This window comes from Halomonas sp. ND22Bw (assembly GCF_003011945.1).
GTDB lineage: Bacteria > Pseudomonadota > Gammaproteobacteria > Pseudomonadales > Halomonadaceae > Halomonas > Halomonas halophila.
The window spans coordinates 31,683-55,348 of the sequence record NZ_PXWD01000014.1 but is presented as its reverse complement, the minus strand read 5'-3'; the positions used below and the strand labels follow the sequence as shown (position 1 = coordinate 55,348).

The following is a 23,666-nucleotide window of genomic DNA, read 5'->3' as shown; positions in this document are numbered from 1 at the left end:
CTATAGTGACTCGACGCGTGCCTTGCACGCCGTCTTTCGGAAGGGAGTCCGTCGTCATGTCATCCGCCCTCGATCGTCTCGAGCGTCAGCCTTTGCGAGTGCATGTCACCGAGGTCGGTCCTCGTGACGGCCTGCAGAACGAGTCCGTCATCCTGTCCACCGCCGAGAAACTCGAGCTGGTCCATGCGCTGATGGACGCGGGCGTCCGCGCCTTCGAGATCACGTCGTTTGTCAGCCCCAGAGCCGTGCCGGCACTGGCCGATGCCGGCGAGCTGGTCGCCGCGCTGCGCGGCTTCGACGGCCTTCACCTGTCGGCCCTGGTGCCCAACCGCCGCGGTGCCGAGCGCGCGCTGGAGGCCGGCGTCGATGCCGTGGTGATGTTCGTCTCGGCCTCGGAGACCCACAACGCCAAGAACGTGAACCGCTCGGTGGCGGCCTCCCTCGAGGGCTTCGAGGAGGTGGCGCGGCTGCTCGAGGGCAGCGGTGTCGAGCTGCGCGGGGCGATCGCCACCAGCTTCGGCTGTCCCTTCGAGGGTGATATCGAGGTCGGTGCGGTGGGGCGGATCGCCCGCCACTTCGCCGACATCGGCGTGCGCCACGTCTCGCTCGGCGATACCACCGGCATGGCCACGCCGCCGCTGGTCGCCGAGCGCATCCGTCACCTGCGCGAGGTGGCGCCCCGGATCATCCCCACCCTGCACTTCCACAACACCCGCGGCATCGGCCTGGCCAACGTCATGCAGGGGCTCGCCCTTGGCGTGGACCGCTACGAGAGCTCCATCGGCGGCCTCGGGGGCTGCCCCTTCGCGCCCGGCGCCTCGGGCAACATCGCCAGCGAGGATCTGGTCTACCTGCTCGACGAGATGGGCATCGACACCGGTATCGATCTCACCGGCATGATCGAGGCCGCCCGGGTCGCCACGCGGCTGATGGGCCGCGACCTGCCGGGGCAGGTGTCCAAGGCCGGGGCGCGCCTGGCGCTCGGCGACTGTTCCGCCGTTCCCACCGCACGAGGATGAGCATGCTCGATACCGCGTCTTCTTCGGGTTCCCTGCAGGGCATCCGCGTCATCGACCTGACCCGGGTGATCTCGGGGCCCTTCTGCACCCAGATACTGGGCGATCACGGCGCCGAGGTGATCAAGGTCGAACCGCCCGGCCGCGGGGATATCGTGCGTTCCCAGGGCAACATGGTGAACGGTTTCAGCTGGTACTTCGCCCAGTTCAACCGCAACAAGCGCTCCCTGACCCTCGACCTGCGCCAGGAGGAGGGCAAGGCCGTGCTGAGCCGGCTGCTGGAAGACGCCGACGTGCTGGTGGAGAACTTCCGGCCGGGCGTGATGGCCAGGATGGGCTTCAGCGACGAGGTGCTGCGCGAGCGCTTTCCGCACCTGGTGGTGGGGCGCATCAACGGCTTCGGCTCCAGCGGGCCCTATCGCGACCGGCCGGCCTACGATTTCATCGCCCAGGCGATGAGCGGCTTCATGGGCGTGAACGGCCATGAGAACGGCGAGCCCATGCGCGCCGCACCGCCGATCAGCGACATGGTCGCCAGCCAGAACCTGGCCTTCGGCATCAGCGCGGCGCTGGTGCGTCGCGAGCGCACCGGCCAGGGTGACATCGTCGAGACCGCGCTGACCAACGGCCTGATCAGCATGATGGGCTATCTGGCGGCGGAGTACTTCGCCACCGGCGAGGTGCCGAAACGCACCGGCAACGATCATCCCATGCTCTATCCCTACGGCCTGTTCCAGGCCAGCGACGGCGAAGTCGCCATCGCGCCGAGCAACGACATCATGGTCGAGCGCTTCCTCGGCGCGCTCGACATGCTGGAACTGCTGGAGGACGAGCGTTTCCTCGACAACCGCCGCCGCATGGACAACCGCGAGGCGCTGCGCGAGATCCTCGACCGCGAGATCGCGCGGCGCAGCGTGGCGGAGTGGATCGAGCACTTCAACGAGGCCGGCGTGCCCTGCGGCCGAGTTTACGACCTGCACGACACCTTCGAGGACCCTCAGGTCCGCGAGCAGCAGATGGCGCTGGAGCTCGACCAGGGCGAGCGCGGCAAGGTGCCGACCACCGGCTTCCCGGTGAAGATGGCCGAGGCGCCGGCGGCGATCCACCACCCGGTGCCAGAGCTCGGCGAGCACACCGAGGAGATCCTCGCCGCGCTGGGGTTGGCGGACGCCGAGCGCGGGGCGCTGCGCGACAAGGGCGTCATCTGAACCGCCCCTGCGGGGCAGGCACAGCAGCACGACAACAACAAGGACCAGGAGCGACGACATGCCGATCACTTCCATGACACCCCGCCGCCTGATGGCCTCCACCCTGCTGGGGCTGGGCCTGACGGGCGGCCTTTCCGGCCAGGCGCTGGCCATCGACGAGTGCATCGCCCCGGCCGATCCCGGCGGCGGCTGGGACTTCACCTGCCGCTCGGTGGGCAAGCTGCTGCATGAGCTGGACCTGGTCGACGGCAACGTCCAGGTCACCAACATGCCGGGCGGCGTGGGCGCGGTGGCGTTCTCCAATGTGGCCGGCAAGCGTGCCGACGACAGCGATCTGATGGTGGCCACCAGCACCGTGGGCATGACCCAGATCGCCCAGGGGCGCTACCCGGGCGACGCCGACACCATGCGCTGGCTGGGGATGCTCGGCACCGACGTTGGGGTGATCCTGGTCGATGACGAGAGCTCCTATCAGACCCTCGACCAGCTGCTCGAGGCGATCGTTGCCGACCCCACCTCGGTGGTGATGTCCGGCTCCAGCGGCGCCGGCGGCTGGGACCATATCCGCGCGCTGATGCTGGCCAAGGCCGCGGGGCTGCCGGGGGAGCGCATCGGTGCGCTGCGCTGGGTGCAGTTCGACGGTGGCGGGCCGGCCGTGACCCAGATGATGGGTGGGCACGTGGATGCGGTCTCCACCGACCTGGGCGAGATCGCCGGCTTCATCGAATCCGGCGACGTGCGGGTGCTGGCGGTGCTTTCGGACGATCCGCTGCCCGAGCCGTTCGAGGCGCTGCCGACGGCCGTCTCCCAGGGCTACGACGTGACCGGTTACAACTGGCGCGGTTTCTATACCGGTGGCGAGGTCTCGGACGACGATTACGCGGCCATGGTCGAGACCCTCCATGCCCTTTATGAAAGCGACGAGTGGAAGGCGGTCGCGGCGCAGAACGGCCTGGTGCCGCTGTGGCGCGGTGGCGACGAGTTCAGTGACTTCGTGCGCGAGTCGATCGACAACGTCGAGGCCATTTCCCGCGAGATCGGAGTCATTCAGTGAGCGAAGCCCCGCCGATTCGCCATGCCGCCCTTGGCGACCGCATCGCCGGGGCGGCGCTGGCACTGCTGGCGCTGGGCGCCTGGTGGCACTCGCATACCTTCGTCACCGGTTTCATGCAGCCGGTGGGGCCGGGGGTCTTCCCCCGGCTGGTCAGCGTGCCGCTTGGCGTGCTGTCGCTGTACCTGATCGCGCGCCCCGGCATCAATCAGCGCTGGCCGGAGAAGGCGGCGCTGTTTCGCCAGCTTGGCATGCTGCTGTTGCTGGGCTGCTATGCCTTGGTGGTCGAGCCGCTGGGCTTCGTGCCCGCGACCCTGGTGGTCACCGTGCTGCTGATGCGCCTGTTCGGTGCCCGCTGGCCTCAGGCCCTGCCGTATGGCGCGCTGCTCGGGCTTGCGCTGTTCGTGCTGTTCGAATTCGCCCTGGGCATTCCGCTGCCCGACACGCCCGGCTGGAGTGGGTAGCGACGTCATGGAGATTCTCGACTTCCTCGTGCACGGGTTTGCGGTGGCGTTGCAGCCCGAACATCTGCTGCTGGCGCTGATCGGCTGCACCGTCGGTACCCTGATCGGCGCCCTGCCGGGGCTCGGGCCGGTGAACGGCGTGGCGCTGATGATTCCGCTGGCGTTCAACTTCGGACTGGCGCCCACCGCGGCGCTGATCCTGCTGGTCAGCGTCTATTACGGCTGCATGTATGGCGGCCGCATCAGCTCCATCGTGCTCAACATTCCCGGCGACGAGCCGGCGATGATGACCACTCTCGACGGCTACCCGATGGCGCGCGCCGGCCGCGGCGGCGAGGCGCTGGGGCTGTCCGCCGTGGCCTCCTTCGCCGGGGCGACCATCGCCACCATCGGCCTGACGCTGTTCGCGCCGCTGCTGGTGAAGGTGGCGATCCGCTTCGGGCCCGCCGAGTATTTCGCGCTGTTCATGCTGGCCTTCGCCACCATCGGCGGGGTGACCTCCGGCAGCTTCACCAAGAGCTTCATCGCCGCCTGCCTGGGCCTGCTGCTCGGCACGGTGGGGATCGATCCCGTCAGCAGCGTGGCGCGCTACACCTTCGGCTGGTATGAGCTCTATGACGGCATCGACTATCTGGTGGCGCTGATCGGGCTGTTCGCCATCTCCGAGTGCCTGCTGTTCCTGGAGCGCGATCATCGCCAGGAGATCACGCCCGTGCGGCTTGGCTCGGCCGTGCCGGGCATGCGGCGCTCGAAAAGCTGCGCCTCGACCATCGGCCGCGGCTCGCTGATCGGCTTCATCGCCGGTGTGCTGCCCGGCGCCGGCGCCTCGCTCGGCAGCTTCCTGTCCTATTCGCTGGAGAAGCGCCGCTGGGGCGACAAGGGCGACTTCGGTCGCGGCGACCCCCGCGGCGTGGCGGCCCCGGAGGCGGGCAACAACGCCGCCGCCGGCGGGGCGCTGATTCCCATGCTGTCGCTGGGCATTCCGGGCAGCGGCACCACCGCGATCCTGCTGGCGCTTCTGCTGTCGATGAACATCACTCCCGGGCCGCTGTTGTTCGAGCAGCAGCCGGACATGGTCTGGGGCCTGGTGGCGGCGCTGTTCATCGGCAACGTCATGCTGCTGGTGCTCAACATCCCGCTGGTGGGGCTGTTCGCCAAGGTGCTGCAGGCGCCGTCCTGGTTCCTGATGCCGATGGTGGTGCTGGTGGCCTTCGTGGGGGTCTATTCGCTCAACAACAGCCCCTTCGACCTCTTCATGATGCTGGCCTTCGGCGTGCTCGGTTACGTGCTGCGCAAGCTCGAGATCCCGACGGTACCGGTGGTGCTGGGGCTGCTGCTGGGTGGGCAGATGGAGTTCAACCTGCGGCGGGCGATGTCGATCACCGGCGGCGACTGGAGCATCCTGTGGAGCAGCGGGATCTCGATCGGCATCTATGCCTTCGCCGCGACCCTGCTGTGCGCGGGCCTGATCTACGCGCTGCTGGTCAAGCGCCGGCTGGTCTGACGGACGACTGCGACAGCTGCGCCGGCGGCTTGGGTGGCGTGCCTCCAGGTGCCAGAATGAAGGCCTCAAGGAGGAACGCCCATGACGCAGATGACCTGGGAGCGGCTGCTCGATCCGGCCCGGCTCCATGACCGGCGCGGCACGTCCCGCGACGAGATCGGCCGCAGCCCCTTCCACAAGGACCACGATCGCATCGTCTTCGCCGGCTCCTTCCGCCGCCTGGGGCGCAAGACCCAGGTGCATCCGTTGACCGACAACGATCATATCCACACCCGCTTGACCCACTCGCTGGAGGTCGGCTGCGTGGGGCGCTCGCTGGGCATGAGCGTCGGCGAGGGGCTGCGCCATCGGCTGCCCGAGGACATCACGCCGGCCGATCTCGGCGTGATCGTCCAGGCCGCCTGCCTGGGCCACGACATCGGCAACCCGCCCTTCGGCCACGCCGGGGAGTACGCGATCCGCGACTGGTTCAAGCGCGCCGAGAGCGACGGCAGCGGGCTGCTGGATGGGCTGTCGGACGCCGAGCGCGCCGACCTGCTGACCTACGAGGGCAACGCCCAGGGTTTTCGCATCGTCACCCAGATCGAATACAACCAGTTCCGCGGTGGCATGCGCCTGACCGCGGCGACGCTGGGCACCCTGCTCAAGTATCCCTGGACCGTCGAGCACGGCGGCAGCGCCGGCAAGTTCGGCTGCTACCAGAGCGAGGCCCATCTGCTGACCGAGGTGGCCGAGCGGCTGGGGCTGCTGCCCCAGGGCGAGAACCGCTGGAGCCGGCATCCGCTGGCCTGGCTGGTCGAGGCCGCCGACGACATCTGCTACGCGCTGCTCGACCTGGAGGACGGCCTGGAGATGGGCATCCTCGGTTTCGACGAGGTGGCCGGCATCCTGACCCAGATCGCCGGCGGCGAGCCCGGCGACTTCGCGACCATGCGCGAGGAGGGCGTGTCCCAGCGGCGGCGGATCGCCGCGCTGCGCGGGGCGGCCATGGAGCGGGCGGTGACCGAGGTGGCCGGAGCGTTCGTCCAGCACGAGGCCGAGCTGCTCGGCGGCCGGCTGCGCCACGACCTGCTCGAGCTGTGTCATCCGGACCTGGACTGGGGGGTGAAGACGGCCAAGCAGCTGGCGCGGGAGCGCATCTTCCGCAACGAACGCAAGGCCAAGCTGGAGATCGGCGCGTATACCACGCTGGGCATCCTGCTGGAGGCCTTTATCGGCGCGGCCCACGAGCTGCATCACACCGGCAGCTCGACCTTCAAGCATCAGCGGGTGCTGGCGCTGATCGGCGAGAACACCCCGCGCCCCTCCTGGTCGCTCTACGACAGCTACCGGCGCATGCTCGACTTCATCGGCGGCATGACCGACCACTACGCGGTGGACCTGGCCCAGGAGATGGGCGGGCGGCTCAAGGGCGACTGAGCGGCGGGCCTCCGCCGCGTCGGCTCAGGCCGTCAGCTGCAGCGGTGGCTCTCCGTCCGGGTCGCGGTCGTCGTCCAGACCGATGGCCCGGCGGATGGCGTCGCCGATGCGCCGACTGCTGTCGGCGATGCCCTGGTTGCCGAACAGGCGATTGAATTCGAAGACGTAGGGATGGCCGTCGACCATGGCGATGTCGAAGCCGGCGTGGTCGATATCGAGCTCGCGGGCCAGGCGGCGGGCCAGACCGATGGCCGCCTCGGGAATCGCCGCGTGGTCGATTCGTCCGCCCTGGCTGACGTTGGCGCGATAGCCCTCGAGCGGCGTGATCCGCCAGTAGGCGGCGATCACCTCGCCGCCGACCAGCACGATGCGCAGGTCACGGTCGATCGGCAGTCGCGCCTGGGCATACAGCACCGGCTCCTCGGCAACGTGGTCGTCGAGATCCTGGCGCGACGCGATCAGCCGTACGCCCTCGCCCATGGCGCTCTTGATGCGCTTGGCGATGAAGGGGTAGCCGAAGCGCGCCTCGATGTGGTCGAGAGCGGCGCGGGAGGTGCCGCGAATCTCGGTGGGCGGCACGTGCTCGGGGCACAGTGCCAGGAAGGCGCGGGTCTGCTGAACCTTGTCGTGGCCCAGGTGGTAGCTGGCCAGACTCGGGAAGATGCGCGCTCCGAGCCCGTAGGCCAGGGCATTGACCTGCCAGTATTCGGGGAACAGCAGCCAGTCCGCCTGACGGATCTCCTCCAGGTGATCGTACATGCGTTCCGGCTTGATATAGCGCACCCCGGGAATTCCCAAGGTGCGAAAAACGTCGAACGTGATGATTTTCATGGTGATGAGAAGGCCATCTCCTGCGAAGGCGGCGAATTATTATCCGCCTTCATGGTTCTGGCAAGCGTTATCGGCCCTCGGGCATCCCCGAGGCGGGCATGATGAGGAGGAGTGCGCGACAGTGAAGCGTTCTAGACCGTATTGGCGGGCGAAGAAGGTGCTGCTGGGGCTGCTGGGCGGCTGGCTGGCCGTGACCTCGGCCCTGCCGGCCTCGGCGTCATCGCCACTGGCGCTGGACGGTGTCGATCACTACACCCTGGCGCTGACCTGGCATCCCGGCTTCTGCGCCAGTCGCTCGCGGCCGCCACGAGAGTGCCGGGAGGCCCGGCTGAGGCGCGGGGCGGACGACGGCTTCGTGCTGCACGGGCTGTGGGCCTCGCTGCCCGACGACTTCCGCGAGCGCGGGGTGACGCGCCGTGACTGGTGGCGCCAGGGATGCTTCCTGGAAACGCCACGGCCGGACGGCGGTTTCTGCCGCGCCCATGCGCCGCTGGCGCTGCCGGACGCCCTCGGGCGGCGGCTGGATCGTGCCATGCCGGGGCGGGCGAGCTGCCTGGATCGCTACCAGTACGCCAAGCACGCGGCCTGTCTGGCGCTGCCCGAGGAGGCACTGTTCGCGACCTCGCTCGAGCTGCTCGAGGCAGTGAACGACAGCGCCTTCGGCGACTTCGTGGCGCTGCATCGTGGCGGCGTGGTGGGGCGCAACGCCCTGATCGACGCCTTCGAGGCGGCCTTCGGCGAGGGCCGGGGGCGGGCGCTGCGCCTGGAGTGCCGCGGGCGCGGCAACCGGCTGCTGACCGAGGTGCGTATCGGCATCGATGCCGAGGCCCTCGACCGCTTCCCGTCGGCCGACAGCCTGGTACGGCTCGACCGCGGGCGCTGCGCGACGCGGGTCAGGATCGTCGATTTCGACGGATAACCTGGAAGCGCGGCCGGCGATCAGAGCGGGGCGCGGCGGTGGATCGCGGCGATCACCGCCTCGCGGGTGGCGTCGTCGAGGGCATCCAGACGCCGCTCGGGCAGCCGCTCGGCCAGGGCATCGCCGCTGACCACCAGCAGGTCATCGGCGGCCTCGGGGTGCTCGATCTGCCAGCCAGGCAGGGCCAGCACGCCCTGCACCGGCACCGGTTGGCCCAGCTCTTGCTCCAGCCATTCGGCCAGCCAGCGCGCGGCGCGGCGGGTGTCGCGCAGCGGGCGTCGCTCGATCCAGCCCGGGAAGCGCAGGCGAGCGTGTTCGACCGTGACGCGGTTGTCCTCCTCGCCAGAGGGGCGCACCGTCGGGCTGCGGGCCCAGGTCTCGACGGCGAACACGCCATGGGGCGTGATCGCCACGTGATCGAGCGTGTCGCCTTCGGCGGGCACGTCGTGGAAGATGACGTAGGGGTGTGACTCGGGGCGGATCAGTCGCTCGAGTTCCTGGCCCACCGCCAGTTCGCAGGCCAGCCCCAGCTTGAGGCGGCGGATGCGCTGGAAGTCGCGGATCAGTCGGAAGCAGAAGATCAGCACCAGCAGCGTGGAGAGCGCGCCGTAGAGGGTCCATTCGATCCATTCCGGCTCGTCGGAGAACAGCATGCGCCCCATGCCGTAGACCAGCGGCGTCATGATCACGATCGGGCCCAGGGCGCCGTTGAGGAACAGGCCGGCGAAGGCGCGGTCCAGACGGTCGCGCAGCGACTGGCCCGGCTCGCGCAGCGGGTGGGCGTCGAAGGGCGAGCTGACCCGGGCGTCGTGCAGATTGCGCAGCCCGACCACGATCACCGCGGTCGCCGCCAGAGGAAACAGGAAGATGAGGGGAATCAGGTATTCCAGCCAGGCCATCGGGAGTCCTTGCCCGTGGGGGATCCCGTCTATTGTAGACAGGATCGGCGCCCCGAGGCCATGCTCGGCGCGCATGCCGAGAAGCGAGGAGTGACATGAGCGATCGTCAGGCGCCGCCCGGCGCCGATCTCGAGGCCCTGGCGGCCTTCGTGGCGAGCACGCCGCGCCTGGCCGTGCTGACCGGGGCCGGCGTCAGCACGGCCAGCGGCATCCCCGACTATCGCGACGACGGCGGCGACTGGAAGCGCTCGCCGCCGATGCAGCATGGCGTCTTCATGGGCAGCCAGGCCGCCCGGCAGCGCTATTGGGCGCGGGCGCTGATCGGCTTCCGCACGCTTCAGGAGGCGCGCCCCAACGAGGCCCATGGTGCCCTGGCGCGGCTCGAGGCCGAAGGGCGGGTGATCGGCATCATCACCCAGAACGTCGACGGCCTGCATCGCCGCGCCGGCTCGCGTCGGGTGATCGAGCTGCATGGCCGGGCCGACCTGGTGCGCTGCATGGGCTGCGGGGCGACACGCATGCGCCATGATCTGCATGCCGAGCTGGCCCGCCACAATCCCGGCTGGCTCGACACCGGCGCCCGGGCCGGTCCGGATGGCGATGCCGACCTGGAAGCGGACTTCGCGGGCTTCCGTGTGCCGGACTGCACCCGCTGCGGTGACGGCATCTGGAAGCCGGACGTGGTGTTCTTCGGCGACAGCGTGCCTCGCCCCCGCGTGGACGAGGCCTTCGCGTTGCTGGAGGAGGCCGACGGGCTGCTGGTGGTGGGCTCGTCGCTGATGGTCTACTCGGGCTTCCGCTTCGCCCGCGAAGCCGCGCGGGCCGGCAAGCCACTGGCCTGTCTCAACCTCGGACGCACCCGCGCCGATGACCTCTATACGCTCAAGGTCACGGCCGGCGCCGAGGCCGGGCTGGCCGCGCTGGTCGAGACGCTGAAGGAAGGGCCTAGCCGCCGGCCAGCCTGACCTTGAACCCTCGCTTCTCCAGCTCGCCCTTGAGCACCTCGCGCTGGTCGCCCTGAATCTCGATCACGCCGTCCTTCAGGGCGCCGCCGGTGCCGCAGCGTTTCTTGAGCTCCTTGGCCAGGGTCTTGAGCTCGTCGGCCTTGAGCGGCACGCCATCGACCAGGGTCACGCCCTTGCCCTTGCGGCCCTTGGTCTCGCGCCGCAGGCGCACGATGCCGTCCAGGCCCGCCAGGCGCTCCTCTTCGGCGGCCTCGGCGCAGCGGCAGTCGGCGACGGGCTGGCGGCACTCGGGGCAGGTGTCGCCGTGTTCGGTGGAGTAGACCAGGCCTCGCAGCTGGTCCTGGAGAGATGCCATGGGGCCTCCTCGGCAATGGATGCGGGCCCCAGATGATACGAGGCCCGGCGGCGGCGGTCGATGCGGGTGGTAGAGCCTGTGGCTGTCAGGCGTGCCGAGGGCAAGGCCTCAGGCGCAAGCCGTCGGTCAGGGCGCTGTCGGAGTCGAGGGGCCGGTAGAGAGGGGCCGTCATGATGTCTTCGCCCTCTCGTGCCAGTATGCCTCTTGCTCGGCCAGCCGTTCACGAGACGGCAGCCCTTCCATGTCGCCGGGCACCTGCACGGCGAGGGCGCCGATCAGATTGCCGCGCCGCAGGGCGTCCCGCGGCGCGAGGCCGTCGAGCAGGGCGCTGATCGCCCCGACCGCGAAGCCGTCGCCGGCGCCCACGGTGTCGACGACGTTGGAGACAGCCACGCCGGGAATCTCGAAGCTCGCCTCGTGCCCGTCGAGCGTACCACGGTAGTAGCTGCCTTCCGGCCCCAGCTTGATGATCACCGCCCGGGCGCCGCGCTCGAGGTAGAAGCCGGCGATGTCGTGAGGCGTGTCCAGCCCGGTCAGGCGGCGGCCCTCGGCCAGGCCCGGCAGCACCCAGTCGGCCTGGCCGGCCATGGCGTTGAGGGTGTCGCGCATCTCGGCCTCGCTGGCCCACAGGGAGGGGCGCAGGTTGGGGTCGAAGGAGATGCTGGCACCGGCCTGGCGGGCCCGCTCGAGCATATGCCAGGACAGCTCGCGGCAGCTGGCCGAGAGGGCCGGCGGAATGCCGGTGGCGTGCAGGTGACGGGCGGCGCCGAAGTCGACGGCACGAGCGTCTTCCGGCGACAGCCGGCTGGCGGCGCTGCCGCGGCGGAAGTACTCGACGTGCGGATCGGCCCCGCCCTGGGCGCGTTCCTTGAAGATCAGTCCGGTGGAGGCGTCCGGGTCGCTGGTCAGGTGACGGCAGTCCAGCCCCTCGGTCTCGAGGATGTGGCGGATGTAGCGGCCGAAGCCGTCGTCGCCGACCCGGCTCAGCCAGCCGACGCCGAAGCCCAGTCGCGCCAGGCCGATGGCGACGTTGGTGTCCGCGCCGGCGATGCGTCTCTGGAAGCGTTCGACCTCGGCCAGTTCGCCGGCGGCCTCGGCGACGAACAGGGTCATGGCCTCGCCGAAGGCGAGAATCTCGGGATTCGTGACGGTGCGCATCGGCGAGGTCTCCTTCTCTCGATAGGGCACCTTACCATCCTGGGAGGCGCAAGCCGGAAGGCCCGGAAGGTTCCGGGCGTGGCAGGCACTGAGGCGTCGAGGACGACCGGGCCCCTAGGCCCGTGACAGCGAGCGCTGGCGGTCGTGTTCCAGGCGGGCGATCACGGTGGGCAGCTGGAACATGCTGGTGATCATGATGGCGCCTTCCGGCGTCTCTTCGGCGTCGGGGAAGCGGTTGAGGTGAATGACCGTCATGCCGGCGTTCAGCGCCGCCTGGACGCCGACCAGGGCGTCGTCGATGGCCACGCAGTCCTCGGGCGCGTAGCCCAGCATGGCTCCGGCGTGGCGATACAGGCAGGGGTCGGGCTTCCAGCACTGCGCCTCGTAGGCGCTGAACAGGTGATCGCCGAATACCGGCTCGAGGTTGGTCGCCAGCAGCGAGGTGCGGATCTTGTTGATCGGCCCGTTGGAGACCACGCCCATGGGATGGCCGGACAGGGCGGCCAGGGCCTCGGCGGCGCCGGTGATCGGCGTCAGGTCGGTGGCCAGGCGGCGGTTGAGGTTGGCGCGCATGTCACGCTCCAGCACCTCGAGGCGGTCCGGGTCGACGGCGCCGTGGCGGCTCTCCAGCTCGGCGACGATATGGCGAAAGCGGGCGCCGCGGAACTCGCCGACGTAGTCGCTGGCCTGGAAGGGCAGGCCGGCGGCGGTCAGGCTGGTTTCCATCTCGGCAGCGAGCAGGGGCTCGCTGTCGACCAGGGTGCCATCGCAATCGAAGAGTAGGCAGAGAGGGCGGGCCATCACCGGTAACCTCGCGGGCGTGTCATTCGGCTTTAACGCTATTGTCTCATATCGGCAGCGTTCATCTTTAGTTTAAGACCATTTCCGCGACTTTGTGAACAGTGTTTTTCAATTCAATCTTTGCTGCACATTCTTCATGCGCCGGGTGGGATCAGCCCGGCGCCATCACCAGCATCGCCGCCCCGGCCAGATAGCAGCCGGCAATGGCCAGGCTCTCGAAGCCGATGCGGCCGGGCCCCAGGCGCTCGCGGTGGATCATGCCGACCATCAGGATGGCGGTCATCAGCAGCGAGATCGCCACCCACAGCGCCACGCCGTCGGGCATGGCGTGATAGATCGAGCCGCCGCGATAGGCCGCGTCCGAAGCGGCCACGAACAGGGTGTCGAAGGCATTGCCGCCGATGATGCCGGCCACGGCCAGGGTCAACGCGCCCCGGCGCACCGCCGCGATCGAGGTCACGAGCTCCGGCAGCGAGGTGACCACCGCGGTCATCAGCACGCCCACCACCGACTGCCCGAGGCCGGTGTCCTCGGCGATCACCGAGGCCACGCCTTCCAGCAGCCAGCCGCTGGCGCCGAGCACCACGGCCAGGCCCAGGAAACTCAGCCACAGCCGCGTCGCCGAACGGTTGCGGGCCTGCTCGTCCGGCACGTCCGGCGTCGTTTCGCGGGTCTGGGCCGGCCGCCACATGGGGCGGTCGCGGGTACGCTCCGCCAGCCGCAGCCCGAACAGGTAGCCGATCACGATCAGCGGTGTGACGGGGTGGACCTGCCACAGGGTCCATTCCGGGGCGAAGCGGCCCACCAGCACCAGGGTCAGCAGGCACAGCAGCAGGCCGCCCTGCATCAGGTTGCCGATGGAGGCGGCGGCGTGCTCCAGGTTGGCGCGCCGGTGGGTCAGGTCGGCGATGGTCAGGAACAGGGTCTGGACGGCGATGCCGCCCAGGGCGTTGCTCATCGCCAGGGTGGGGCGGTCGGCCAGCGCCGCCGAGACCGACAGCACCAGTCCCGATAGCGAGGTGGCCATGCCCAGCAGCACGGCGCCGGCGATGGCCTCGCCGAGGCCGGTGCGGTCGGCCAGGTCGTCGACGATGTGCGTCAGCCGCGTGCCGGCGACGCCGATCACCAGGGCGCAGGCGACGAACGCCGCGAAGGCGAGGGGCAGCGAGAGGGTGCTCAGCATGGCCGGCGGTCGCCCGGCGAGAGGGCGGTGGGGCGTGAGTCGGCCGGAACGGCCTCGGGCGGCGCGGGCATGGAAGCTCCTGGCGGGGCATGGGAAGCGAGCCGCCAGTCCAGCGCGAAGCCGGGTGTCGCGTCAAGGCGCCGAGGGGATCGAGCGCCTTGAAACGCCTCGGCCCCGCATGAGCGGGGCCGAGGGCGTGGGGCGGTGAATCGCGGCGTGGATCAGCCGCGGTTGCGGGCCGGGGCGTTGCCCAGTGCCTGATGGGCGCGCTCGAGGTCCTCGGGTTCGAGCTCCCAGGCCTTGGGATCCAGGTCCAGATCCGGGTGATCCTTGGCGTTGAAGACCGGTTGCTCCACGCCGGCGCGCATCTGGCCGTCGAAGTCCCGCAGGATGCGCAGGCCCGGCTTGAACAGCATGATCAGGGCGATCAGGTTGGCCACCGCCAGCAGGCCCATGGTCACGTCGGCGAAGCCGAACGCGGTGCCCAGGTCGGTGGTGGCGCCCCAGCAGACCAGCAGCACGATGGTCACGCGGAAGGCATTGAACAGGCCCTGATTGCGGCGGCTGAAGAAGTTCAGGCTGTTCTCGCCCAGATAGTAGTTGTAGAGGATGGTGCTGAAGGCGAACAGCAGCAGCGCGATGCTGACGAAGGTGCGGCCCCATTCGCCGACGTGGTCGGCCAGGGCGGCCTGGGTCAGGGCGATGCCGGCGACGTCGACGCCGGCGCCCGCTTCATAGACGCCGCTGAGCAGGATCACGAAGGCGGTGGCGGAGCAGATGATCACGGTGTCGATGAACACCGAGAAGGCCTGCACGATGCCCTGGTTGGCCGGGTGCGGCACGTAGGCCACGGCCGCCACGTTGGGCGCGCTGCCGAGGCCGGCCTCGTTGGAGAACAGGCCGCGCTTGAGGCCCATCATGATGGCCGCGCCGATGCCGCCGCCGATGGCCGGCTCGAGACCGAAGGCGCTCTTCACGATCAGCGCGATGACGTCCGGAATCTGGGTGATGTTCAGGGCCAGCACCACCAGCGCGATCAGCAGATAGCCGCCGGCCATGATCGGCACCAGGAACTCGGAGATGCGGGCGATGCGCTTGATGCCGCCGAAGATGATCAGGCCAACGAGCAGCGCCAGGCCGAGACCGCTGTAGAGCACCGGCACGCCGAAGGCGTCGCCGAAGGAGGTGGCCACGGAATAGGACTGCAGGGCGGTGAAGGCGAAGCCGAAGGTCACCAGCAGCAGCGCCGAGTAGACGCCGGCCAGCCAGTTCCAGTGGCGGCCGAGGCCACGGGAGATGTAGTAGGCCGGGCCACCGCGATAGGTGCCGTCGCCTTCGGCGGTCTTGTAGGTCTGCGCCAGGGTGCACTCGAGGAAGCTGGTGGCCATGCCCATCAGGCCGACGACCCACATCCAGAACACGGCGCCGGGGCCGCCGAGGGTGATGGCCACGGCGACGCCGGCGATGTTGCCGCCGCCGACCCGGCCGGCCACCGACAGCACCAGCGCCTGGAAGGAACTCAGGTGGCCGTGCTTGTCCTTCTTGAAGGCCTGGCTGGCGCCCAGGATGCGGAACATGCGGCCGAAGTAGCGGAACTGCACGAAGCGCGAGGCGACGGTGAAGCCGATGCCCACGGCGATCAGCAGTACGATCAGGACCTTGCCCCATAGCAGGTCGTTGAGGAAAGCCAACATTCCATTCATCTCCATCTTGGCGTTATTCGCGGTGCGGGGGATTTAAGCAGGCCGCGGTCACGCTGTGATTTGACGCTATGGTGCAGCCTGGCGCACCATGCGCCGCACCCAGTGCACCAGGGTGCACCATCTTGGGGCGAGCGCCCGACAGGAACCCACCGACATGCATGACGACTTCGCGGCCAACCTCCGGCTGCTGTGCAGCTACTACCGCTCCATCGCCGAGGTCTGCCGCCGGCTCGACATCAATCGGGCCCAGTTCAACCGCTATCTCAGCGGCCGCTACAAGCCCGCCAGCAACACCATGCGCCGCATCTGCGACTTCTTCGGCGTCGAGGTGCACGAGATCCTGCTGCCCCATGAGGAATTCCGCTCGCTGGTGCGACTGCACCCGACGCCGGACGGCGAGTCGCCCGAGCGGGCGCCGTCGCTGGGGCTGCCCGCCGCGCTGCTCGAGCAGGGGCGTCAGGGCATGTCGAGCTATCTCGGCTGCTACCACGAGTATTACCTGGCCATGTCGCGGCCCGGGCAGGTGCTGTGCACCCTGGTCTGCCTCGAGCGGCGCGGTGAGGACGTGCTCTACCAGCGCACCGAGCGCATGCCGCCCCGTGCCGGCGGCCGCCACTGGCACAACCGCTATCAGGGCGTGGCGCTGCTGCTGACCGACCGCCTGTTCCTGGCCGACCACGAGTCGCTCAACGGCCACGAGATGACCCAGACCATCCTCTTCCCCAGCTTCAAGAGTCACGTCGCACGACTCACCGGGCTCAAGCTGGGCGTGGCCGACAGCAGCGAGCGCATGCCCTGCGGCGTGCGGGTGGTCTACGAGCGCATCGCCGACACGGTCAGCCCGCGCCAGGCGCTGGCGCAGTGCGGCCTCTACGATCTGGACGACCCGACCCTCGATCCCGATATCGTGGCGGCGATCCACAACGACATCGGCCCCGGAGAGTGGCATTTCCGGGCGCGCTATCTCTAGGCAGGCACGTCAGGGCGCGGCGTGGCGGCCGCAGTTCTCGCGGTAGGCCGGGGCGTCGGCGCCCAGTGCCAGCTGCTCGGTGACGGTGTTGTAGTAGAACGGCAGGGCGGGGCGGTCGGCGCGCACGGCGTCGCCGCACAGGCCGTAGCCCTTGTTCACCTCGAGCAGGCGCTCGATCTCGACGTCGGCCTGGGCGTCGTCGAGGCGTTCGGTGATACGGGCGGCGATCGCGTCGTCGCGGTCGTTGTCGGCCATCCACTGGCCGCCGAAGATCAGGCCGGCCACGAGCAGGATGGCGACCACGGGAATCCACAGATTGTGCATGGCGGGGCTCGCATGATGCCCGCCGGCACGGGGGGCCGGCGGGGCGGGGACGCTTACTTGACGCGCGGGTCCAGTTCGCCGCGCTCGTAGCGCAGGAACATCTCTTCCAGGTTGATCGGCTTGATCTTGCTGGCCTGGCCGGCGGTGCCGAAGGCCTCGTAGCGGGCCTTGCAGACTTCCTTCATGGCCGCGGTGCTGACCTTGAGGAACTTGCGCGGGTCGAACTCGGCCGGGTGCTCGGCCAGGAAGCGACGCACCGCGCCGGTGGAGGCCAGGCGCAGGTCGGTGTCGATGTTGACCTTGCGCACGCCGTGCTTGATGCCCTCGACGATCTCCTCGACCGGCACGCCGTAGGTCTCGGGGATGGCGCCGCCGAACTCGTTGATCACCTCGAGCCACTCCTGCGGCACGGAGGAGGAGCCGTGCATCACCAGGTGGGTCTCGGGGATGCGGGCGTGGATCTCCTTGATGCGCTGGATGGAGAGGGTGTCGCCGGTGGGCGGCTGGGTGAACTTGTAGGCGCCGTGGCTGGTGCCGATGGCGATCGCCAGGGCGTCCACGTGGGTGGCCTTGACGAACTCGGCGGCCTCTTCCGGGTCGGTCAGCAGCTGGTCGTGATCGAGCTTGCCCTCGGCGCCGACGCCGTCTTCCTCGCCGGCCATGCCGGTTTCCAGGCTACCCAGGCAGCCCAGCTCACCCTCGACGGAGACGCCGCAGGCGTGGGCCATCTCGACGGTGCGACGGGTGACGTCGACGTTGTAGTCGTAGCTGGTCGGGGTCTTGCCGTCGGTGCCCAGCGAGCCGTCCATCATCACCGAGGAGAAGCCCAGCTGGATGGAGCGCTGACACACCGCGGGGCTGGTGCCGTGGTCCTGGTGCATGACCACCGGGATGTGTGGGAATTCCTCGACGGCGGCCAGGATCAGGTGGCGCAGGAAGGGCGCTCCGGCATACTTGCGGGCGCCGGCGGAGGCCTGGACGATCACCGGGGAATCGGTCTCGTCGGCGGCTTCCATGATGGCGCGCATCTGCTCGAGGTTGTTGACGTTGAACGCCGGGATGCCGTAGCCGTGCTCGGCGGCGTGGTCCAGCATCTGGCGCATGCTGATCAGTGCCATGAAGTCACCCTTTGTCGTGTGAGGCGGCGGGCTGCGCCGCCTGCATCGCAGTAATGATGGTTTATTTTGCGGCGGCTTCGAGGGCCGCGACCGCCGGCAGCACCTTGCCCTCGACGTATTCGAGGAAGGCGCCGCCGCCGGTGGAGATGTAGGAGACCCGCTCGGCGATGCCGTACTTGTCGATGGCCGCCAGGGTGTCGCCGCCGCCGGCGATGGAGAAACCGTCGCTCTCGGCGATGGCGTAGGACAGCGCCTCGGTGCCGTGGCCGAACTGGTCGATCTCGAACACGCCGACCGGGCCGTTCCAGAGGATGGTGCCGGCGGCCTTGAGCTGCTCGCCGAGTTTGGCGGCGGTGTCCGGGCCGATGTCGAGGATCATCTCGTCATCATTCACCTGGTCGACCGGCTTGGTCACGGCGGAGGCCTGCTCGGAGAACTCGGTGGCCACCACCACGTCGCTGGGCAGCGGAATCTCGACCTTGTCCATCAGCGCCTTGGCGGCCTCGACCAGGTCGGCCTCGTGCAGCGACTTGCCGACGTTGTAGCCGGCCGCGGCGATGAAGGTGTTGGCGATGCCGCCGCCGACGATGATGCGGTCGCACTTCTCGGACAGCGCGTTGAGCACCTCGAGCTTGGTGGAGACCTTGGAGCCGCCGACGATGGCGGTCATCGGACGCTTGGGCGTGGCCAGCGCCTTCTCCAGCGCCTCGAGCTCCTGGGCCAGCAGCGGGCCGGCGCAGGCGGCGGGAGCGAAGCGCGCCACGCCGTGGGTCGAGGCCTGGGCGCGGTGGGCGGTGCCGAAGGCGTCCATCACGTAGACATCGCACAGCGCGGCGTAGGCCCGGGAAAGCGCCTCGTCGTCCTTCTTCTCGCCCTGGTTGAAGCGCACGTTCTCCAGCAGCACGACCTCGCCGGCCTCGAAGGCGGGCGCCGTCTCCAGATAGTCCTCGACCAGGCGCACCGGGCGCCCGAGCAGGCCGGCCAGATGCTCGGCCACCGGCGCCAGCGAGAACTCCTCGGCCGGCTCGCCCTCGGTGGGGCGGCCCAGGTGGCTCATCAGCATCACCTTGCCGCCGGCCTCGAGCGCCGCCTGGATGGTCGGCAGGGCGGCCCGCAGGCGGGCGTCGCTGGTCACCTGGCCGTTCTTGACGGGCACGTTCAGGTCCTCGCGGATCAGCACTCGCTGGCCGTCGAGGTCGAGGTCGGTCATCTTGCGCACGTTCATGGAAGCAGATTCCTCGTCTGGGAAAGCCGAAGGGGTCTCAGGCATCGGAGGGTGGCACCGGGCCCAGTCGCGCGATGCGGCCGGCAACGTCGAGCATGCGATTGGCGAAGCCCCACTCGTTGTCGAACCAGCACAGCATCTTGATCAGGCGGCCGCCGGCCACCCGGGTCTGGGTGGCGTCCACGATACCGGAGCGCGGATCGTGGTTGAAGTCGACCGAGGCCATGGGCGTTTCGGTGTAGCCGAGCAGCCCGGCGAGCCGCCGGGCGCTGGCCTCGCGCAGCAGGGCGTTGACCGTCTCGGCGTCGGTGTCGGTGCGCACCGAGAGCGCCAGATCCATGGCCGAGACGTTGATGGTCGGCACCCGCACGTGCAGGCACTCGAAGCGGTCGGCCAGGTGCGGCATCAGGCGGTTGATGCCGCGCGCAAGGCCGGTGTCCACCGGCACGATGGAGTGCATCGCCGAGCGCGTCAGGCGCAGGTCGGTCTGGTGATAGGCGTCGATCACCGGCTGGTCGTTCATCGCCGAGTGAATGGTGGTGGTGACGCCGTGGTCGAGGCCCAGCGCCTCGTCGAGCACCGTCAACACCGGCACCAGGCAGTTGGTGGTGCAGGAGGCGGCGGAGATCACCCGGCACTCGGGCGTCAGGTCGGCGTCGTTGATGCCGCTGACGATGGTGGCGTCGACGTCGCTCTCGGCGGGCTGGGAGAACAGCAGGCGCGCGGCGCCGGCGGCCAGGTGGGCCTCGGCGACATCGCGCTCCTTGAAGCTGCCGGAGCATTCCAGCACCAGGTCGATCCCGAGCTCGGCCCAGGGCAGGGCGGCCGGGTCGGCCTCGGAGAGCACCCGGATCGGACGGTCGTCGATCACCAGGTGTTCGCCGTCGACTTCCACGCTGCCGGGGAAGCGACCGTGGGTGGTGTCGAAGCGGGTCAGGTAGGCGATGGTGTCGAGCCCGGACAGCTCGTTGAGGGCCACTACCTCGAGTTCCGGCATGTCGCGCTCGACGAGCGCGCGCAGCACGCACTGGCCGATGCGGCCGTAACCGTTGATGGCGATGCGTAGGGCCATGGCCTGTCCTGGGCTCCCGAATCCGGTGGGCGAGAGGCGGCGATTCTAGCCTATTTCGCGATCGGCGTCGCCGGTCGGGGCGGCCGAGGCATGCGCGTCGGCGCCGCTCATGCTGCCGTGTGCGACGAAAGTCGCCCGCTGGCGGCGGTGGCGTCTAGAGGCCCAGCAGCCGCCAGGCCAGCGGCAGGCACAGGGCGGTGAGGATGCCGGTCAGGCTCATCCCCAGCGAGGCGAAGGCACCGGCGGCGGGGCTCATCTCGAAGGCGCGCACGGTGCCGATGGCATGGCCGTTGACCCCCAGGGCGAAGCCGAGGATACGATGGTCGCGAATGCCCAGCGCCGGGGCCAGCAGGCTGACCGCCAGGGTCGCCATCACCCCGGTGAGCAGCAGCCCGCCCATCAGCAGCGGCACCGAGCCGCCGAGTTCCTCGACGATGCCGAGCGCGATCGGCGCGGTCACCGACTTGGGGGCCAGCGAGGCCAGCACCTCGGGGCTGGCGCCCAGCGCCCAGGCCAGCGCCAGCGAATAGCACGAGGCCAGGGCCGCCGCCGGGGGCAGGCTCAGCGCCAGCGGCTTCCACAGTCTGCGGATGTGGGGCAGCTGCTGGTAGAGGGGCACCCCGAGCGCTACCGTGGCCGGGCCGAGCAGCAGCATCAGCCAGTCGGCGCCGCGCCGGTAGTCGGCGACGTCGATGGACAGCCCCCACAGCGTGGCGGCGACCAGCAGCGCGGCCAGCAGCACCGCCGGGCACCAGCCGGGGCGCCCCAGGCGCTCGACGGCCCACAGGGCGGCGAGATAGGCGGCCAGCGTCAGGGCGATGGCCGACAGCGGAGTGGCCAGCAGCGCTTCGCGCACCGCCACCAGGGCGTCGTTCATGAGCGGGACTCCGGCGCGTCCGCGTCGGGCTCGGCGGGCATGCAGCGGCGCATCAGCAGCAGGGTGGTCAGCACGCTGGCCAGGGTGCCGACCACCAGCGCCACCGCGACGGCCAGCCACTGGCCGGCGAAGTCGTCCGCGACGAAGAACACCCCCACCACGCCGGGCATGATCAGCATCGCCAGCAGGCCGATCAGCGGCTGGCCGGCGGCGGCGATGTCATCGAGCCGGCCGATGCGCAGCATCAGCAGGATAGTCATCAGCAGCATGCCCACCACCCCGGCCGAGACCGGCAGGTCGAGCAGCACCACCAGCGTCTCGCCGGCCAGCCACACCCCCGTGAGCCACAGAAACCCGCGCAGTACTGCGATCACCTCGTCCTCCCTGACGGATTGTTCCTCTCAGGCGTCATCATGCCAGAGCGGCGGGGGGAAATCCGCCGAGCGTTCGCCGGCGGCCTGTGCGTCGGCATCGGGCATCGGGTGGCTCAATAGCGCGATCATCCAGCGGTGGATGGCGCTGTTCCGGGTGCGCGGGTGCCAGGCCACCGCCACTTCGAAGGTCGGCGTGGCGAAGTCGACCTCGAGCGGCGCCACCTTGGGATTGGGCAGCAGCCTGGCCGGATAGAAGGCGATCAGGTCGGTGGTGTAGAGGACGTCCGGCGCCGCCTTGAAGCTCGGCACCGACATCACGATGTGGCGCTCGAGCCCCTGACGGGCAAACCACTGGTCGTGGGAGCCCTTGAGGTCCGCCCGCGAGGGCGAGATCACCAGCTGCGGCAGCGCCGCGATCTCGGCGATGTCGAGGGTCCGTCCGTGCAGCGGCGAGCAGGGGCTGGCCACGCAGATGTGGCGATCCTCGAACAGCGTGAGATAGGGCAGGCCGGGTGGCAGGAAGTCCGGAAACGACAGCGCCAGATCCAGCTCGCCGGTCATCAGCTGGCGCTCGACCTGGTCGGCGCGGACGTTCTTCACGATCAGTCTCAGCGAGGGCGCCTGGTGCCGCACCCGGCGCAGGAAGTCGGGCAGGATCGCCTGGCTGGCGTAGTCGGTGGCGCTGATCGTCACCACGCCCTCGTAGGTCGCCGGCGTGAAGTCGGCGGGCGTCAGCAGGGCATCGATGTCGCGCAGGATCCGGCTGACCTTCTCGCCCAGCTCGAGGGCCAGCGGCGTGGCGGTCATGGCGTTGCCCTGGCGCAGGAACAGCCGGTCGTCGAACAGCGCCCGCAGCTTGCGCAACTGTTCGCTGATGGCCTGCTGGGTCAGCCCCATGTCGGCGGCGACCCGGGACAGGTTGCGCTCGCGCAGCAGCGCCTCGAGCACCCGCATCTGCTTCACGTCGAGGCGGTTGATACCATTCATGTTGGTAGCCTTTACAAGAAACCCTTGTTTCTAATGGTATCCGCGCGTCCCTAAGCTCCCAACCCGAATCGAGTCGCCAGACACCAGGAGGTTGGAATGGATACGCAGCACGCCCCACTGTTCGAGGCGGTCCGCCTGGGCCCCTTTACCCTGCCGAACCGCATCGTGATGCCGCCGCTGACGCGCTCGCGCAGCAGCCAGCCCGGCAACGTGCCGAACGACTGGATGGCGCGCTACTACGCCCAGCGCGCCGGGGCCGGCTTCATGATCACCGAGGGCACCCAGATCGAGCCGCGCGGCCAGGGCTATGCCTGGACGCCGGGCATTCACTCGCAGGCGCAGATCGAGGGCTGGAAGGCGGTGACCGACGCCGTGCACGCCGAGGGCGGCGTGATCTTCTGCCAGCTGTGGCACGTCGGGCGGGTGTCGCATCGCTCGCTGCAGCCGGGAGGCGAGGCCCCGATCGCGCCCTCGGCGATCCGCGCCGAGGCGGTCAAGGTGTTCGTCGAGACCGGGCCGGGCGAGGGCGAGCTGACCGAGCCGAGCGAGCCCCGGGCGCTCACCACGGCGGAGGTGGAGGAGCTCATCGAGCTCTACGCCCAGGCGGCGCGCAACGCCATGGCGGCCGGCTTCGACGGCGTCGAGCTGCACTGTGCCAACGGCTATCTGGTGAACCAGTTCATCTCCGAGCACACCAACGTCCGCACCGACCGCTACGGCGGCAGCCTGGCCAATCGCCTGCGCTTCCTGGAAGAGATCGTCGAGGCGGTGGCCGGCGTGGTCGGCGCCGAGCGCCTGGGCGTGCGCTTCTCGCCGCTGTTCGAGAGCACCGACGAGGATCGCGTCTATCTGGGGCTGGTCGAGGGCGATCCGCAGGCCACCTATATCGCGGCCCTCGAGCGGCTGGAGCAGGCCGGCGTGGCCTATGTCTCCATCGCCGAGGCGGACTGGGACAGGGCGCCGGATCTGCCGCACGCCTTCTACCGCGAGGCGCGGGCCGCCTTTTCCGGCCGCCTGCTCTACGCCGGCCGCTACACGCCGGAGAAGGCGACATGGATGCGGGAGCAGGGCCATGGCGACCTGTTCGCCTTCGGCCGGCCCTTCATCGCCAATCCCGACCTGCCGGCGCGCCTGCGCCGGGGATGGCCGCTGAACGAGGTCGACCCGGCGACCATGTACGGCGGCACGGACGTCGGCTACATCGACTATCCGACCTACGAGGCATCGCCGATGGCATCGTGAG

General features: G+C 69.5%; 24 protein-coding genes. 10 read left to right on the top strand and 14 right to left on the bottom strand.

Annotated elements, in window-relative coordinates; genetic code table 11:
* Positions 1-56: 56 nt before the first annotated feature.
* The 6 genes from CVH10_RS14980 (at position 57) to CVH10_RS14955 (ending at position 6,662) form a co-directional block, all read left to right on the top strand.
* On the top strand, positions 57-1,019 hold the full coding sequence (locus CVH10_RS14980; protein WP_106489111.1) for a hydroxymethylglutaryl-CoA lyase: 963 nt from the start codon (positions 57-59) through the stop codon (positions 1,017-1,019).
* 2 nt (positions 1,020-1,021) lie between these two features.
* Complete coding sequence (locus tag CVH10_RS14975) at positions 1,022-2,224, top strand: CaiB/BaiF CoA-transferase family protein (RefSeq protein WP_106489110.1); 1,203 nt, start codon at positions 1,022-1,024, stop codon at positions 2,222-2,224.
* Positions 2,225-2,282: 58 nt separating this feature from the next.
* Positions 2,283-3,278: a tripartite tricarboxylate transporter substrate binding protein gene (locus tag CVH10_RS14970; RefSeq protein ID WP_106489109.1), complete on the top strand. Its 996-nt coding sequence runs from the start codon at positions 2,283-2,285 to the stop codon at positions 3,276-3,278.
* A complete protein-coding gene (locus CVH10_RS14965; RefSeq protein ID WP_106489108.1) occupies positions 3,275-3,739 on the top strand; it encodes a tripartite tricarboxylate transporter TctB family protein in 465 nt (154 codons plus the stop codon). The genes CVH10_RS14970 and CVH10_RS14965 overlap by 4 nt, the downstream gene beginning before the upstream one ends.
* A 7-nt stretch (positions 3,740-3,746) precedes the next feature.
* Positions 3,747-5,243 (top strand): tripartite tricarboxylate transporter permease, encoded by a 1,497-nt coding sequence (locus CVH10_RS14960; RefSeq protein ID WP_106489107.1) that lies wholly within the window; start codon positions 3,747-3,749, stop codon positions 5,241-5,243.
* Between the two features lie 81 nt (positions 5,244-5,324).
* Positions 5,325-6,662 carry a deoxyguanosinetriphosphate triphosphohydrolase gene (locus CVH10_RS14955; protein WP_106489106.1) on the top strand — a complete coding sequence of 446 codons (1,338 nt, stop codon included), beginning with the start codon at positions 5,325-5,327 and terminating at the stop codon, positions 6,660-6,662.
* A 24-nt stretch (positions 6,663-6,686) separates the two neighbouring features.
* Here CVH10_RS14955 and CVH10_RS14950 read toward each other — a convergent pair whose 3' ends face one another.
* Positions 6,687-7,445 carry a RimK family alpha-L-glutamate ligase gene (locus CVH10_RS14950; RefSeq protein ID WP_369335816.1) on the bottom strand — a complete coding sequence of 253 codons (759 nt, stop codon included), beginning with the start codon at positions 7,443-7,445 and terminating at the stop codon, positions 6,687-6,689.
* Between the two features lie 169 nt (positions 7,446-7,614).
* On the opposite strand from CVH10_RS14950, the gene CVH10_RS14945 reads away from it, so the two are divergent.
* Complete coding sequence (locus CVH10_RS14945) at positions 7,615-8,412, top strand: ribonuclease I (RefSeq protein ID WP_369335815.1); 798 nt, start codon at positions 7,615-7,617, stop codon at positions 8,410-8,412.
* 20 nt (positions 8,413-8,432) lie between these two features.
* On the opposite strand, the gene CVH10_RS14940 is transcribed toward CVH10_RS14945, so the two are convergent.
* Positions 8,433-9,311 carry a nuclease-related domain-containing protein gene (locus CVH10_RS14940; protein WP_106489104.1) on the bottom strand — a complete coding sequence of 293 codons (879 nt, stop codon included), beginning with the start codon at positions 9,309-9,311 and terminating at the stop codon, positions 8,433-8,435.
* 95 nt (positions 9,312-9,406) lie between these two features.
* Between CVH10_RS14940 and CVH10_RS14935 the strand changes: the two genes are divergently transcribed.
* Positions 9,407-10,276, top strand: coding sequence for an NAD-dependent protein deacetylase (locus CVH10_RS14935; protein ID WP_106489103.1), 870 nt, complete (start codon positions 9,407-9,409; stop codon positions 10,274-10,276).
* On the opposite strand, the gene CVH10_RS14930 is transcribed toward CVH10_RS14935, so the two are convergent.
* The 5 genes from CVH10_RS14930 to CVH10_RS14910 all read right to left on the bottom strand — a co-directional run bounded on the left by CVH10_RS14930 (position 10,257) and on the right by CVH10_RS14910 (position 15,467).
* Complete coding sequence (locus CVH10_RS14930) at positions 10,257-10,631, bottom strand: translation initiation factor Sui1 (protein WP_106489102.1); 375 nt, start codon at positions 10,629-10,631, stop codon at positions 10,257-10,259. The genes CVH10_RS14935 and CVH10_RS14930 overlap by 20 nt on opposite strands.
* 168 nt (positions 10,632-10,799) lie before the next feature.
* Positions 10,800-11,789, bottom strand: coding sequence for a sugar kinase (locus tag CVH10_RS14925; RefSeq protein WP_106489101.1), 990 nt, complete (start codon positions 11,787-11,789; stop codon positions 10,800-10,802).
* A 114-nt stretch (positions 11,790-11,903) separates the two neighbouring features.
* Entirely contained in the window at positions 11,904-12,590 is a 687-nt protein-coding gene (locus CVH10_RS14920) for an HAD family phosphatase (RefSeq protein WP_035597202.1), read from the bottom strand.
* 151 nt (positions 12,591-12,741) lie between these two features.
* Positions 12,742-13,773: a sodium:calcium antiporter gene (locus CVH10_RS14915; protein WP_035597199.1), complete on the bottom strand. Its 1,032-nt coding sequence runs from the start codon at positions 13,771-13,773 to the stop codon at positions 12,742-12,744.
* A gap of 221 nt (positions 13,774-13,994) precedes the next feature.
* Positions 13,995-15,467 (bottom strand): sodium:alanine symporter family protein, encoded by a 1,473-nt coding sequence (locus CVH10_RS14910; RefSeq protein ID WP_035597196.1) that lies wholly within the window; start codon positions 15,465-15,467, stop codon positions 13,995-13,997.
* Positions 15,468-15,630: 163 nt separating this feature from the next.
* Between CVH10_RS14910 and CVH10_RS14905 the strand changes: the two genes are divergently transcribed.
* Positions 15,631-16,446: a helix-turn-helix transcriptional regulator gene (locus tag CVH10_RS14905; protein WP_106489100.1), complete on the top strand. Its 816-nt coding sequence runs from the start codon at positions 15,631-15,633 to the stop codon at positions 16,444-16,446.
* A gap of 9 nt (positions 16,447-16,455) precedes the next feature.
* On the opposite strand, the gene CVH10_RS14900 is transcribed toward CVH10_RS14905, so the two are convergent.
* The 7 genes from CVH10_RS14900 to CVH10_RS14870 all read right to left on the bottom strand — a co-directional run bounded on the left by CVH10_RS14900 (position 16,456) and on the right by CVH10_RS14870 (position 22,423).
* Complete coding sequence (locus tag CVH10_RS14900) at positions 16,456-16,770, bottom strand: hypothetical protein (RefSeq protein WP_106489099.1); 315 nt, start codon at positions 16,768-16,770, stop codon at positions 16,456-16,458.
* A gap of 53 nt (positions 16,771-16,823) precedes the next feature.
* Positions 16,824-17,888: a class II fructose-bisphosphate aldolase gene (gene fba, locus CVH10_RS14895; protein ID WP_035597188.1), complete on the bottom strand. Its 1,065-nt coding sequence runs from the start codon at positions 17,886-17,888 to the stop codon at positions 16,824-16,826.
* Positions 17,889-17,949: 61 nt separating this feature from the next.
* Positions 17,950-19,113 (bottom strand): phosphoglycerate kinase, encoded by a 1,164-nt coding sequence (locus tag CVH10_RS14890; RefSeq protein ID WP_035597184.1) that lies wholly within the window; start codon positions 19,111-19,113, stop codon positions 17,950-17,952.
* Between the two features lie 37 nt (positions 19,114-19,150).
* The gene (locus CVH10_RS14885) at positions 19,151-20,185 is read right to left on the bottom strand and encodes a type I glyceraldehyde-3-phosphate dehydrogenase (RefSeq protein ID WP_035597182.1); all 1,035 of its coding nucleotides are present in this window, start codon (positions 20,183-20,185) and stop codon (positions 19,151-19,153) included.
* 154 nt (positions 20,186-20,339) lie between these two features.
* Positions 20,340-21,062: an LrgB family protein gene (locus CVH10_RS14880; RefSeq protein WP_035597179.1), complete on the bottom strand. Its 723-nt coding sequence runs from the start codon at positions 21,060-21,062 to the stop codon at positions 20,340-20,342.
* The gene (locus CVH10_RS14875) at positions 21,059-21,433 is read right to left on the bottom strand and encodes a CidA/LrgA family protein (protein WP_035597223.1); all 375 of its coding nucleotides are present in this window, start codon (positions 21,431-21,433) and stop codon (positions 21,059-21,061) included. Before CVH10_RS14875 ends, CVH10_RS14880 begins: the two co-directional genes overlap by 4 nt.
* A gap of 30 nt (positions 21,434-21,463) precedes the next feature.
* On the bottom strand, positions 21,464-22,423 hold the full coding sequence (locus tag CVH10_RS14870) for a LysR family transcriptional regulator (protein ID WP_035597178.1): 960 nt from the start codon (positions 22,421-22,423) through the stop codon (positions 21,464-21,466).
* Positions 22,424-22,519: 96 nt separating this feature from the next.
* On the opposite strand from CVH10_RS14870, the gene CVH10_RS14865 reads away from it, so the two are divergent.
* Positions 22,520-23,665, top strand: coding sequence for an alkene reductase (locus CVH10_RS14865; protein WP_106489098.1), 1,146 nt, complete (start codon positions 22,520-22,522; stop codon positions 23,663-23,665).
* Position 23,666 lies beyond the last annotated feature (1 nt).

Excerpts from the sequence above, each read along its gene's own strand:
- CVH10_RS14970 (WP_106489109.1), top strand. The coding sequence starts at position 2,283 with ATGCCGATCACTTCCATGACACCCCGCCGCCTGATGGCCTCCACCCTG.
- CVH10_RS14885 (WP_035597182.1), bottom strand. The coding sequence starts at position 20,185 with ATGGCCCTACGCATCGCCATCAACGGTTACGGCCGCATCGGCCAGTGC.
- CVH10_RS14925 (WP_106489101.1), bottom strand. The coding sequence starts at position 11,789 with ATGCGCACCGTCACGAATCCCGAGATTCTCGCCTTCGGCGAGGCCATG.
- CVH10_RS14920 (WP_035597202.1), bottom strand. The coding sequence starts at position 12,590 with ATGGCCCGCCCTCTCTGCCTACTCTTCGATTGCGATGGCACCCTGGTC.
- CVH10_RS14910 (WP_035597196.1), bottom strand. The coding sequence starts at position 15,467 with ATGTTGGCTTTCCTCAACGACCTGCTATGGGGCAAGGTCCTGATCGTA.
- fba (WP_035597188.1), bottom strand. The coding sequence starts at position 17,888 with ATGGCACTGATCAGCATGCGCCAGATGCTGGACCACGCCGCCGAGCAC.
- CVH10_RS14905 (WP_106489100.1), top strand. The coding sequence starts at position 15,631 with ATGCATGACGACTTCGCGGCCAACCTCCGGCTGCTGTGCAGCTACTAC.
- CVH10_RS14880 (WP_035597179.1), bottom strand. The coding sequence starts at position 21,062 with ATGAACGACGCCCTGGTGGCGGTGCGCGAAGCGCTGCTGGCCACTCCG.
- CVH10_RS14960 (WP_106489107.1), top strand. The coding sequence starts at position 3,747 with ATGGAGATTCTCGACTTCCTCGTGCACGGGTTTGCGGTGGCGTTGCAG.
- CVH10_RS14890 (WP_035597184.1), bottom strand. The coding sequence starts at position 19,113 with ATGAACGTGCGCAAGATGACCGACCTCGACCTCGACGGCCAGCGAGTG.
- CVH10_RS14980 (WP_106489111.1), top strand. The coding sequence starts at position 57 with ATGTCATCCGCCCTCGATCGTCTCGAGCGTCAGCCTTTGCGAGTGCAT.
- CVH10_RS14930 (WP_106489102.1), bottom strand. The coding sequence starts at position 10,631 with ATGGCATCTCTCCAGGACCAGCTGCGAGGCCTGGTCTACTCCACCGAA.
- CVH10_RS14935 (WP_106489103.1), top strand. The coding sequence starts at position 9,407 with ATGAGCGATCGTCAGGCGCCGCCCGGCGCCGATCTCGAGGCCCTGGCG.
- CVH10_RS14975 (WP_106489110.1), top strand. The coding sequence starts at position 1,022 with ATGCTCGATACCGCGTCTTCTTCGGGTTCCCTGCAGGGCATCCGCGTC.
- CVH10_RS14900 (WP_106489099.1), bottom strand. The coding sequence starts at position 16,770 with ATGCACAATCTGTGGATTCCCGTGGTCGCCATCCTGCTCGTGGCCGGC.
- CVH10_RS14865 (WP_106489098.1), top strand. The coding sequence starts at position 22,520 with ATGGATACGCAGCACGCCCCACTGTTCGAGGCGGTCCGCCTGGGCCCC.
- CVH10_RS14870 (WP_035597178.1), bottom strand. The coding sequence starts at position 22,423 with ATGAATGGTATCAACCGCCTCGACGTGAAGCAGATGCGGGTGCTCGAG.
- CVH10_RS14940 (WP_106489104.1), bottom strand. The coding sequence starts at position 9,311 with ATGGCCTGGCTGGAATACCTGATTCCCCTCATCTTCCTGTTTCCTCTG.
- CVH10_RS14955 (WP_106489106.1), top strand. The coding sequence starts at position 5,325 with ATGACGCAGATGACCTGGGAGCGGCTGCTCGATCCGGCCCGGCTCCAT.
- CVH10_RS14915 (WP_035597199.1), bottom strand. The coding sequence starts at position 13,773 with ATGCTGAGCACCCTCTCGCTGCCCCTCGCCTTCGCGGCGTTCGTCGCC.